This is a genomic window from Moorena sp. SIO1F2 (assembly GCF_010672755.1).
Lineage (GTDB): Bacteria > Cyanobacteriota > Cyanobacteriia > Cyanobacteriales > Coleofasciculaceae > Moorena.
Window position 1 is genome coordinate 1 of sequence record NZ_JAAHFV010000196.1, and the last position, 11,946, is coordinate 11,946.

The 11,946-nt window shown below is 43.8% G+C and carries 8 protein-coding genes and 1 pseudogene; 4 read left to right on the forward strand and 5 right to left on the reverse strand.

Going from position 1 to position 11,946, the window contains the following annotated elements; translation table 11 throughout:
* The first annotated feature begins 24 nt into the window (after positions 1–24).
* Entirely contained in the window at positions 25–1,473 is a 1,449-nt protein-coding gene (locus F6J94_RS21030; protein WP_293043888.1) for a hypothetical protein, read from the forward strand.
* A gap of 223 nt (positions 1,474–1,696) precedes the next feature.
* Here the strand turns inward: F6J94_RS21030 and F6J94_RS21035 are convergent, their stop codons facing one another.
* Positions 1,697–3,760: a tetratricopeptide repeat protein gene (locus tag F6J94_RS21035; protein WP_293021631.1), complete on the reverse strand. Its 2,064-nt coding sequence runs from the start codon at positions 3,758–3,760 to the stop codon at positions 1,697–1,699.
* Between the two features lie 752 nt (positions 3,761–4,512).
* Here F6J94_RS21035 and F6J94_RS21040 point away from each other — a divergent pair.
* Positions 4,513–5,016, forward strand: coding sequence for a hypothetical protein (locus tag F6J94_RS21040; protein ID WP_293021629.1), 504 nt, complete (start codon positions 4,513–4,515; stop codon positions 5,014–5,016).
* Between the two features lie 12 nt (positions 5,017–5,028).
* Here F6J94_RS21040 and F6J94_RS34375 read toward each other — a convergent pair.
* Together F6J94_RS34375 and F6J94_RS21045 are read right to left on the reverse strand one after the other, a co-directional pair.
* A pseudogene (locus F6J94_RS34375) lies at positions 5,029–5,229 on the reverse strand (transposase); the annotation flags it as partial.
* Between the two features lie 744 nt (positions 5,230–5,973).
* On the reverse strand, positions 5,974–6,399 hold the full coding sequence (locus F6J94_RS21045; protein WP_293043889.1) for a hypothetical protein: 426 nt from the start codon (positions 6,397–6,399) through the stop codon (positions 5,974–5,976).
* 284 nt (positions 6,400–6,683) lie between these two features.
* Here F6J94_RS21045 and F6J94_RS21050 point away from each other — a divergent pair, with 284 nt between their 5' ends.
* A complete protein-coding gene (locus tag F6J94_RS21050) occupies positions 6,684–9,353 on the forward strand; it encodes a carboxypeptidase-like regulatory domain-containing protein (protein ID WP_293043890.1) in 2,670 nt (889 codons plus the stop codon).
* A gap of 118 nt (positions 9,354–9,471) precedes the next feature.
* On the opposite strand, the gene rpsF is transcribed toward F6J94_RS21050, so the two are convergent.
* The gene (rpsF, locus tag F6J94_RS21055; RefSeq protein WP_293021674.1) at positions 9,472–9,780 is read right to left on the reverse strand and encodes a 30S ribosomal protein S6; all 309 of its coding nucleotides are present in this window, start codon (positions 9,778–9,780) and stop codon (positions 9,472–9,474) included.
* 574 nt (positions 9,781–10,354) lie between these two features.
* Between rpsF and F6J94_RS21060 the strand changes: the two genes are divergently transcribed.
* A complete protein-coding gene (locus F6J94_RS21060; RefSeq protein WP_293043891.1) occupies positions 10,355–11,155 on the forward strand; it encodes a fumarylacetoacetate hydrolase family protein in 801 nt (266 codons plus the stop codon).
* Here the strand turns inward: F6J94_RS21060 and F6J94_RS21065 are convergent.
* The gene (locus F6J94_RS21065) at positions 11,152–11,628 is read right to left on the reverse strand and encodes a Tic20 family protein (protein WP_293043892.1); all 477 of its coding nucleotides are present in this window, start codon (positions 11,626–11,628) and stop codon (positions 11,152–11,154) included. The genes F6J94_RS21060 and F6J94_RS21065 overlap by 4 nt on opposite strands.
* Positions 11,629–11,946 lie beyond the last annotated feature (318 nt).

The window sequence follows — 11,946 nt, forward strand, 5'->3', positions numbered from 1 at the left end:
AATCTCGGTAGAAGCTAGCGAGATTTGTTGATTGCTAAAACTGCTCCTGCTCGTAATAATTTATCAGCCATCACCCTTCCAACCTGGCAGAAGCTGTGTGAGTTAGCTAAACAGCTTGATGTGGAGAGTATTTTACGTGGTCAACAGCATCTAAAAGACAGTGAAGTTCAGATCAAAAACACTACCCAGCCCCGTCTCTGGTTAGAAGTAACCCTAATGGGTTTATTGCCAGCGGCTCTTGCCTCTCAATCCGTAGAAACCTCACAGTTATTCCCTAAAAATCCATCAGTCAAACCCTCAGCACCTTCGGTTAAACCTAGGCACCAGCCTAACCTAGCACCAGTTGGGAGACATCAGCTCAGAAAAGAGCGGTACAATCAACCAACCTCTTCCCCAGATCAGACTACTCCTAAACCAGAGCATCCAAGTAAACCAGCTCAGAAGCCAAAGACTCAGGAAACTGAGGAGCCTAAGCCTTCAGAAAGGTTAGGGTCTCAACCACACCCGGACACCTCTACTAATGGCATACCCAAAACCCCTGATTTAGTGACAACCTCAACACCGAATCAGGAAGTTTACCATAGCGCTAGTGTTAATCGAGACAGCGACCTTAGCAACCAGCCATACGAAATCGAGCAGGTTTGGCAACAGGTCATTCATAATATTGAACTGGATGGCTCTAGAGAAATACTGCGTAGCAACGGCTGTTTATTAGCTTTCAATGGCCGAGAGGCATCTATTGGCATCAAAAAGAAGGGTGTACAAAAGCTCATACAAGGAATGTTGCCCCAAATTCAAAAGGCATTTGCCAAAGTCCATCCAGGTCATGTGAAAGTTAATTTTCAACTAGTAGGAGCAAACCCGTCCCAGACCGCTCCTCAATCAAGAGTGACCCTACCAGCAGTACCAACTCCGAAATTACCTCCACCAACTACTACCCCAGAAGCACCACAGGAATCTTCAAGCAGCAAGGGGGATTCAAAGGGGGATTCAACGGAGGCCAAACTAGTTGTGCCACCTAGCACCAGTGACTCTTCAAAGCCAGCAGTAAACCCCTCCCCCCAACCATCCCAGCCACAAAACCTTGCCCCTCCTAGCAATTCTGAAACATCTGAAGCAGTGGACACTGTATTATCCAGCCCAGTATTATCCAGGCCAGCATTATCCAGGCCACCGTATGATTTCTCTGACTTAGACTGGGATGCTGATCAAATAGAGCAAGCTTTAGGGAAAATTAAAGATTGTTTTGGCGGAGAAATTATTGATTTAAATGATGATATGAGTAATAATGAAGTCATGGCCAAAGAGCCATCAGTAGAGTCGTTTGTCAATGATACTCAGGGTAGCTTTGACCAAGAGCAACCCCAATCATCAGTAGCCGAAAATCAACCTGATCCAAGACCGTTTTATATCAAGATTCAGAATAGGCCGCAAGAGTTAGAATATGATGAAAATGGTGAACTCCCTTTTTAGAGTTATGATAAATTTGGTAATTGGTAATTACTAATTGGTAATTTATAGCGTTAATCGCACTTATGAGGTACAGTCTTTTTTGACGGTGATTCCCTTAAAATCATCTTTCTTATTCCCTTTTATATTTCCCCTACTGGGAGGGGTTAGGGGTGGGTTACTTTTGCATTAAAAGCATAAGCAATGTCGCTCAAAGGTTGCTGAGAATTGCTATAAATTCTTAAGCTCATAGGCGAGGCAAAATTTCTGGTAATAGCTGACCGGGAACTTTGGAAAGGGCAAGGCTTTGTCCCGCAGGACCATTTTCCCGAGAGAATGCCCGAATAGTGTGGATCAGGTAGTTCAGAGAAATTTGGTAGGTTTCGGGTTGATCAACTGTACCCATACAAGCTTGCACATGTTGGTGTAGGGCAGCTTCTAAATGAGTTAACTTAGACCCTTTGGTTAAGGAAAATTGTGGCTGTGTGGCTAGCTGGAAATGCACTAGCCCCAAGTTGTTGTAGGTAGCTATAATATCAAAGTTAACTGGTATAGGCGATCTATTCTGGTTAAGGACTTGGTCAGACGGGTGTGGTTGATGTCCTGCGATCGCAAGAGCATTTTCATAAGCCCTTATACATTGCTTAAAGTATTCTGCTTGTGCCCCATATTCCTCCTTTAACTGGTCGGCTAAGTGCCAGTAGGCGGTACCCAGGTTATTCTGGGTTGCAGCATAGCCAGCTGGGTCAACCTCTGGTTTCCGGTATTTGAGAGCATCTTTATAAGCAAATATCCCTAGCTTCAACCAGACTGTTGGTTGTTCGTGCTGGGCAAGACTCCAGTAAGCCGTACCCAAGTTATTTTGAATCATTGCCCAATTTTGAGGATTGGCTGTGGTGTCATGATCACAGATGGCTTCTTGGTAGGCTGCGATCGCTTTCTTTAAATTAGGCACTGGTGATTGATGTTGCGCTAGATTCCAGTAAGCCGTTCCTAAGTTGTTCTGGGTTGAAGCATATTTAACCATGTCATGATCAGCACCGCTATAGCGCAAAGCTTCTTCATAGGCGCGAATAGAATTTTCCAGATTTTTAGCTAAGTCTTGGTAGTGGCCTAACTCTCCATAAGCTGTTCCCAAATTATTCTGTATCATGCTAAAAATTTCCGGAGATTGTTCCGCTAAAAAGTCAGTTAGTGCTATTTGATAGCATTTAATCCCTTGCTCTAAATAAGAGACCATCAGGTTGTCATTGTTCGGACAACGAGATAGCATCCAGTAGAAATTTCCCACATCATTGAGGATAGCGGATTCTTCTATAGGTTTGAATTTTGACCATTGCAGCGCCTGCTCATAAGCCTGGATTGCGATCACTAAGTTTTCCTCAGAGGCATCTCCCTGTTCAATCAGGTAGCGATAATGATTGCCCAATTCAAGATAGGTTTGGCCTGTAGATGGTTTTTGAGTTCCAGGTGGCAGGTGGTTTAGTTCGCAGTTATCTTGTGGTGTTTCAGTTTCAGTTTCAGTTTCAGTTGCCGGTGGCAGGTTGTTTAGTTGAAAGTTATCTTGTGGTGTTTCAGTTTCAGTTGTAGGTGGCACGTTGTTTGGTTGAAAGTTATCTTGTGGTGTTTCAACATTAAAACTTTCAACTGTCAACACCTCCTCTTGCCCTGGTAGTGTCTCCACATCTTCCTGACCAGGATCGATTACTGTTGTTGAAGGGGGTAATGTGTAGGAAGCTTGTGGTGTATCAGCCACCCCTTGGGATAGGGGTGTTGGTTCTCCTTCAAACTCAAAGAAACCAGTGTGCTGTTGCCAAAATTCTGGTACGGACTGCTGAATGGAATAAAACCAAGGTCGTGGCAACCAGAGCAAGAAAGTCAGTTCCCAGTAGCTGAGATTATGCCCAATTGCCTGTAAATGCCTAAGAAACAATCGTTGCAGTGCTGCGGGTTGCCGTGTTAAGTTTTCTATACCCAGAATCTGAAATCCCGGTATACTTTCAGAAGTATAAGATTCCTGATGGTCGGTTAACCATTGATTAATCTGAGCTAGGGGATTAGGCTCGCTCAGATTTAAATTCAAGCTGACCAACTTTGGGTAACCTTGGTGGTTCCTTGACCCGTTTGCTGCACATAAGCCTAACTCCCGGTATAATTGATCTGCTAGCTGGTTGCGCAGATTCAGGTCATCACACACTGCCAAAAAAAGCTGGCGGCGCAGACCAATACTCAAAGCGAGTTTCAAACGTTGATAGGTTTGCCGATTCCAACTGGAAATTTCTTGATTTGAGGCAATGTCCGTTACTATCATGCTGGCATAGGTGTCAGAGCAAAGGGATTACATATCAACCTTTTCCTGCTTTTGTTGCCTAAGTCAGGATTGAACTTGAATATTCTGTGATCATCGCTTAATTTATCAGTAGTTAGCACTCAGGACGATTTTAAGGGAAGTATTGTTTAATTATCATTACAAAATAAATTACCTCTTCCCATTCTCGGTAATGCTTACAAAATCATAGTTTTTATTTTGTAAAACAGGTAATTGTTATTGTGTGACTACTTACAAATGACTTAGCATTGCTATATCCGTATTTATAACGATTGTTTAAAAAACATACTATATAAAAATCATTAATTTTTACCATACCTATTACCATAAAATTAGTCAACAATAGATTAAAGTATATCGCTGTTTACTAAATTATCGTAAGCATATGCGCTACGCGCACGCTACGCGAACAGCAATCAGCCGTCAGCCGTCAGCCGTCAGCCGTTGGCGGCACCTCAAGTATCGTCGTGGCACAGGCTTCGACGCTGGGACATAGCCCATAAGCTAAATCCTTAGTTTTATATTAATTAGTTACACATATTTTTAGCTATTTACTATTTCCGATTCCCGATTCCCGATTTCCGATTCCCAATTCCCGATTCCCGATTCCCGATTCCCAATTCTAAATTCTAAATTCTAAATTCTAAATTCTAAATTCTAACTTCCCGATTCCCGTTCCCCTCCTGGGAGGGGTTAGGGGTGGGTTCCGATTCCCGATTCCCTATTCCCTAGAAATGATTAAACTCAATCAACATTTAATAACCTATTTAGGTAGCTGCGCCTTATCTGCACTGGTGCTATTTCCCGGATTAGCTAAAGCTCAGGTTCAAGTTTCTCCCTTAGTTATTGAAGAAGAAGCAGAACGAGGTCAAGCCAGAGGTATCATCAACGTCACCAATCGCAGTAATAAAGCATTTCGAGCCCGTGTCTATGCCACACCTTTCACCTACGATGAAAATGGGTTTGAGGCATTGGAATCTAGCTCTAATGATTTAACCCCTTATCTACAATTCTCCCCTCGTGAATTGGTAGTAGAACCAGGAGTAACTCGCCGCATCCGAATGATTTACCGCTTTCCTCCTAGTATGGAGAAAGGGGAATATCGGGCAGTGATTTTCACAGAAAATCTGGAACATTCCCAGAATAACCGTGGTGGTGTAAGTATGGGCATTGTACCTCGCGTTGGTGTCACTGTCTATGTACGTCATGGAGACAGGACTTACGCAAGTAAGTCCTGAACTATAAACTGTTTTGGGTGGAGGGAAGTCGTGAGGAAGTAGTTCCCATGCACAGCCACTCCGGCTCCAATACAGAATAGCGTTGACTATTTCTCCTCTGATTACTGTTCGTTTGCGACCTCGCCCTGTTACCGATTTAGCTGCAGGCAGCAGGGGTTCAATTAGAACCCACTGCTTGTCCCTAAGGTCTGTTGGATAAGCTTTGCGATTCATTCACTTCACTCACTCGCTCTTCTAATCACTTCTCATCTTCAAGTCTCACCAGCTTCTTTCTTTAATCTTTTTTTTATAGATACCCTCTAGCGGCTATTCCCAAGGCAGTTATCGTAATAATGACTAGGGATTTAATCAGTTGTTTGGACATGGTAATTGTCTGGGATAACGTTACGGTTTTATATCCGTATTATTCCCCTGTTACCATCCAGATGATTACCAAAAATAGAGAAAATTTATCTAATTATTACTTTTTATTAATTACTAGTTATTAGTAGCTGAATGCTCCCATGTAGCTGAATGCTTATATAGCAGTTATCATAAGTAATGAGGTAAACAATATTTTTTACCTACTCCCTACTCCCTATTCCCTACTCCCTGCTCCCTGCTCCCTGCTCCCTGCTCCCTCAAAAAATGTCCCTCAACCCATTAATTGCTATAGATATTGACAGAATAATTAGCTGATGTTAGATTATTATAAATCAACGGTTTGTTGGTAAAGTCTCCGTAGTAAAAATCTGCTCAAGCCGATTCCCACGGAGACAACTAAAAATATAGAGGTTAATTGCAGTAACATCAATTACCTAGGGGGATAGGTGGATGGCTTCCAGCCAATAGTTGAGTTTAGTTAGCTGTAGCTGTCACCGTAAACTTAAAGGCGTAATCACCGCCTTTAAGGGGTAAAAGTCCCTCGAGCAACATGTCAGCTTCAACCTCGAATTTGCTAGGAGGTAAATTTAGTGGTTATGCTGCATGTTCTCCCATATTACGCTCGATATAGCCAGTTTTTGGACCATCAATCTCAACAAAATAAACTCCATAGTTGTAGGTCTCGGCGGTGTCTAAAAGTTCTTCAGATAGAGGATTCATCGCCATCAAGTCTCCAAGAGAGACAGTTGATGGGGTATTACAAACCATCAAACCTGTAGCAGCATCACCTGGGTTAAGAACAGCTAATACTTCGGGAGCAGGGTTTATTAGAGTACCAGGTTGAACATCTATAAAAGAACAGGTTCCCTCTACTGTGCCCTCAAATTCAAACTCCTGCTCTATAGTAGCAGAAGCAGGAGGACCAGGAGGTACCTGAGCAAAGGCACTGGTAGCACCAGCAGCAACACCTAAAGCAGTCAAGGCGGAAATAAATAAGGATTTACCGAATTGGTTTCTCATGTCCTTTATCTGGTGGAAATAAACTGTTTGTTTGTCATTTTTTTGTAATTATATTGTTTCCTAATTTCATAACTGGATACATCCGTAAAGATACCGAATTTAAAAATTCAGTGAAGTTAATTAAGGTGGAGAAAAATACGGGTAATAATGGAATAGGAGTGCTACTGCAATAAACCAGATGTATCAAACCCCTTAGTTACTGTTAGATCTGACCAAATTGGAAAGTCTGTATGTAGTTTCCCTTAAAAAATTTAGTCAGCATTTAGTCAGCTCATAGGTGTTGGATGAAAATTATTTCACTAGCTTATCTAGGTGTAACAACTCTCTTGTCTTCTTTGATTACCATAACTTCCGTTGTTGCCCAAACACTAGCACCTGAAATACCAAAACCGGAAGTCGCCGCCACTACCTCTAGCCCAAGGCGAAACGATAGTGATCAATTGATTATTCTTCCTGTGGGGGTAAATCTGGGAAAACAGAATGTGATTCCTAGTACCTTAGTGCGGGGATTTGAAGATGGTTCCCAGGCAATTAATTTTGAAAAGTGGCTGATTCCCTTAGATGATGTGATTAAGGGCTTGAAATTAGATGTCAAACCCTTAGAAGATGGTCAATTAGAAGTGCGATCGCCTGGTTTAGTCACCCGCATCAATCCAGAAGAATTACCAACGGACCCAGAATTAGGATTAGTCATTCCCGTCAAAACCATCCAAACTCTTCTAGGAGTTCCGACGGAGTTTGACATGATTGAATACGCGATTAGGTTTAATCCCCCCTGGTTGAATATGCGGCCCAAAGGTCGGCGAACTCCAGAAATCCCAGTCGTACTGGAAGGATTATCTGAGATTGATGCCCCTGCCTTTAGCATATCCGCGATCAGACAACGGGTAAATATTAGTGGCAGAGGGGGTGGTAGCAGTTCCGTGTCTAATTCCACTAACTATAGTGGAGAATTTACCACCGTCGGCACCTTATTAGGAGGTAGCTGGTTTTTGAGGACTCGCCAACCGGATTTAACCGATACCGGGACGTTTCGGTTACAGGAAGCCCAGTATTTTCGCCAAACCGATGCAGCGGATTTTGTCCTAGGTTCCCAGCCCACCTTTTGGCGAAGTCAAGGAACAGGTCAATATTGGGGTGCGACCACTATCCAGCGCTGGGGATTTACCCCACCCTCATCAAGAGGTGGATTTAATCCTAGCCAACGGTTGCAAGCCAATGACATTAGACGCAGGGTTACTGGGGAAGCTGAACCGGGTACATTAGTCCAGCTGACCCAAGGTTTTAATGATGTAGTGGTGGATGAAATCCTAGTGGACTCCTCTGGGGTTTACCGCTTTGAAAATGTCATAACTGGACGAGGCGGTAGCAATACTTATCGCGTCTTTCTATACCCAGATGGACAGCTTACTGCGGAACCGGAAATTCGAGAGGCCAAATTCTCTACTCTACCGGGTCAATTGACCAAGGGAGCCTCTGCTTTAGTTGTTTCCACTGGCTTGAGTCGAGAATCGAGCCAGAATGGGAATTTCTTCGGTGAGTTTATAGACGTGCGGGGGGGAATTGCCTATCGCTTAGGAGTCACAGAAGACCTGACCTTGGGGATGGGGGTGGTTTACGACGAGTCAGTGTTGGGGTTAGGGGAACTATTCTATCAACCTGCTGGCTTTCCCTTAAAGGTAAAAGTGTCGGCTCTTTTGGGTACAGAGGATGAGGAGATAGACTATGATGCCAGTATTAACTTCCAACCCTCTCCTAAGCTGAGCTTTAACTTCAACAGTGATAGTCTAGCCCAGCGGTTTCGGGTCAACTGGCAAGTCTTTCGTGGTTTAACCTTGAGAGCCAGTGGAAACACTCGGGAGGAAGCCTTAGCTGCTGGTATGAGCATTTCCCACACTAGCCAAGATTTCTCACTCTCTGCCAGTGCTGACATCGACACCAATAATAACTTGCGCTGGAGTTTGAGGTCTAACCTGGGAAGTCTGATACTCTCCCATCGAGGCAATGAAATCACTACCAATTCAGAACTGATCTATTATTTGTCCGATAGCAGTGCCTCTAAAGGACATTCCCTGCTACTGGGTTACGAAACCCGGGATTCCAATAACCGTGATGATCACCTGGCTCGCTTAGCTTGGCGCTATCGTTCTCAACAACAGTTTAGTGATGGTCGATATCTCTGGGACTTGGATTTCGCCTATGGCTTTGGTTCTCGCGGTAATGGATTGATTGCCTCAGCTTCCAGTGCGGTGATTCCCGGATTAGTATTGCGGTTACGTTATCAAGAAATATCTACTACCTCTGATGGCAGCACCTTCAGGATTGAACTTTCTCCCAATATCAATGTCCAATCAGGGATTAGCGCTGCCGACACCCGCTTTGACCGCTTACGCAGCCGAGGGGGATTGTTAATTCAGCCTTTCTTTGACAACAATGGCAATGGTAAACGAGATACAGGGGAAGAGATTTACCTCGAAGAGCCGGATTTACTTTTACTGCTGAATAATAAATCTATAACCTCTTTTCGACCAGACATTCGCAACAATGGGATTTTTGTCAAACTCGACCCTGACACCTATCGCCTCGACCTTGACCCTGCCGGATATCCCATCGACTGGAAACCTGAGGAATCAGCTTATGCAGTGGAGGTGGTGCCCGGTAGCTATACTCCAGTTACTGTGCCAATGGTACTATCCTACACGTTTGCAGGTGTAGTCACTGATGCTGCGGGAGAAGCGGTGGAGGGGGCGAAGGTAGAAGCAGTACCAGTTGATTCAGGAAAATCGATTTTTTCGATTACCAACGGTGCTGGGGTCTTTTATTTAGAAGGGTTGCAGCAGGGTAAGTATAATTTACTGATTAATGGTGAATCGGCTCAACCGAATCAAATTGAGATTAAGCCAGATTCCGAACCTTTCCAAGAACTGAATTTATCGATACTCCTTAGTCCTTAGTCTTTAATCGTTAGTGTTTTGTAGCCAGCAAAGAGTCTACAGGAAATAGGTAATCGTCAACTACCCATTACCTATTACCTGTTACCCATTACCTATTACCCCCTAGAATACCGAGAGTTCAAGCTTCAACTTCTGCTGGTTCTGGTTTAGGAGCTGGAGATGATTCGAGTCTAATGGTCAGGTAGCGAATCACATCTTGACTTAGACGCATTGCTCGCTCAATCTTGGCCACATGGGTACCTGGTCCATTATAGTTCATTTGGATATAAATCCCTTCCCGGTACCTATCAATGGGATAGGCTAAACGACGCTTGCCACGATGCTGAATCTCGATTTGCTCTCCACCGAGTTCCTGCAACAGGTCTCGGTATTTGCCGATAGCTTGATCTACTTGTTCCTCGCCCAAATCAGGACGCAGGATATACATCATTTCGTAAGTGTTTTGCACTGGTATTAATCTCCTTATGGACAAGTTGGCTTCTTTTTATCCGATGGACAGCACTAACAATCAGCACTAACAATCAGCACTAACAATCAGCTTTCCTTGACCCTCACCGAAGGTATGGTTAAAGGTTGGGTAATTGAGTTGCTTGCTACTGGATAGTTAAAGAAGCAAGGAATTGATCTACCGCTACTCAAGCGGACAGTTACCGGATCGGTAAGTGTGTGGGGTTGTTACACTTATCTGAATACTTTTATCTCAATACTTTGATATGAATACTTGACAAGCATTACCCCTTCACCATTTTAACCCCTTGTGCAACCAATTTCAATTAAATTTCAATTAAGTGGTGCTCAAAGAAAGTACATTCGTCAAAGGGGAATAACACTATACACCACCAGACACTACTAGAAGATGCTATGTATGAATGCAGCTTGTTATCTATTGTACTGTTAAGGACAATCTGTTATCGGTACTCAGTACTGACGTACTGCCAACTCAGGACTAATTTAGGTAAAGTAGAGAATTTTGGTAATATTATCAAGGAACATCTATTGTTATGACACAGCGCTACGTCCGAGTTAAATCTTCTAAAGGACAGACCTACTACGGCTTGTTACAGGTGACCCGCACTATTCAGGTGCTGGATGCACCACCTTGGTTACAAGGACAACCCATAGATTTAGAGTTGGAACCAGAAAGCTATCAATTGCTGGCTCCGTGTGCACCAACTAAAATCGTGGCTGTAGGGAAAAACTATACTGAACACGCAGCGGAATTGGGAACATCAGTTCCTGAGGAACCTTTACTGTTTCTTAAACCCCCTACCACTATAATTCCTGACTCTCAAGCCATCCAGTATCCGCCTCAGTCTCAGCGAGTAGACTATGAGGGAGAGTTAGCACTGGTAATCGGTGACTATTGCTTAGACTGCACACCAGACGAAGCTCAATCCAAAATTTGGGGTTATACGATCGCTAATGACGTAACGGCTCGGGATTTACAAAAGCGGGATGCCCAATGGACCAGGGCTAAGGGATTTAATAGCTTTTGTCCCCTTGGACCCTGGATAGTCCGGGAGTTGAGTGCTGGGGCAAAATTGCAGACATTTCTGAATGACAACCCTGAGCCAGTTCAATCAGCTTTAATTAGTCAAATGGTATTTCCGCCAGATGTTTTGGTATCTTACATTTCCCAGGTGATGACCTTAGTACCAGGAGATGTGATCCTTACGGGTACACCCAAAGGGGTAGGACCAATGGAAATTGGCGATCGCGTCCGGGTGGAAATTGAGGGAATTGGTCAGTTGGAAAATACGGTGAGCTCACGCCCTTCACAGGCCAAGACTAGGCAAGACTAGGGAACTTGGCTGTAAACGGCTTGACTAAGGCTTGGTATTTCTGCGTAACGACCCATCAATGATTGAATCATGGAGTAGCCGCAGGCGGCAAGGATTCCTAAAAATACTATATTATATAAGGTTTCTGTTAGCAAGTTAACCCCTAGTGCTTGGACTAAAATTGGCAACAATAGAAAACCCAAAACTAAAAGAATGTCTAAAAGAATCGCTTGCATGGTGTTAAAGCGAACAAAATGGCTGATTTGTGGGTTTCTGACTACGGCTAAGAACAAAACAAAGAAAATAATTAACCCCGCCAACGGCAAACGGTAGTAAATTGAAATTAACGGTTGTAGTGGCAGGTAAATAATGCCCAGAATGGGAAACTGTCTTAGCAAAAATTGACCAAAGGGCAAAACTACAATTAGAGGGAGTAGATATGCAAGGGCTGCAAAAATCCGGTCTTTAACATCTGTTGACCCGCGCCAAGTCATGGTGCTTTCTCCTTGAAGATGTTCAGATAAAGGGTAAACTAACTACTATTCAGCATAGCGCAGCACAACACTCTACCCCTGAGCGACCTGAAATGGGATTGACCTGCATGTCACGCTACGCGATCGCTTACTAGAAAAGTCAATCCATATTGACCAGACGGAAGCCCATTTCACACTCATACTGTTGAGCTTGCTTCTCACTGAGCTTCTTGAGCACATGACCACAGACCAATTTGCCTTGATGCCAGCGAGGTTGACCACTTGGGTCAGCCAGTAAACAACATTGACAACCAAGTAATTTCCCCCGACCTTGTCTGA

Bases quoted from the DNA above. Each gene is read 5' to 3' on its own strand.
- F6J94_RS21035 (WP_293021631.1), bottom strand. From the start codon at position 3,760: ATGATAGTAACGGACATTGCCTCAAATCAAGAAATTTCCAGTTGGAAT.
- F6J94_RS21040 (WP_293021629.1), top strand. From the start codon at position 4,513: ATGATTAAACTCAATCAACATTTAATAACCTATTTAGGTAGCTGCGCC.
- F6J94_RS21045 (WP_293043889.1), bottom strand. From the start codon at position 6,399: ATGAGAAACCAATTCGGTAAATCCTTATTTATTTCCGCCTTGACTGCT.
- F6J94_RS21050 (WP_293043890.1), top strand. From the start codon at position 6,684: ATGAAAATTATTTCACTAGCTTATCTAGGTGTAACAACTCTCTTGTCT.
- rpsF (WP_293021674.1), bottom strand. From the start codon at position 9,780: ATGTATATCCTGCGTCCTGATTTGGGCGAGGAACAAGTAGATCAAGCT.
- F6J94_RS21060 (WP_293043891.1), top strand. From the start codon at position 10,355: ATGACACAGCGCTACGTCCGAGTTAAATCTTCTAAAGGACAGACCTAC.
- F6J94_RS21065 (WP_293043892.1), bottom strand. From the start codon at position 11,628: ATGACTTGGCGCGGGTCAACAGATGTTAAAGACCGGATTTTTGCAGCC.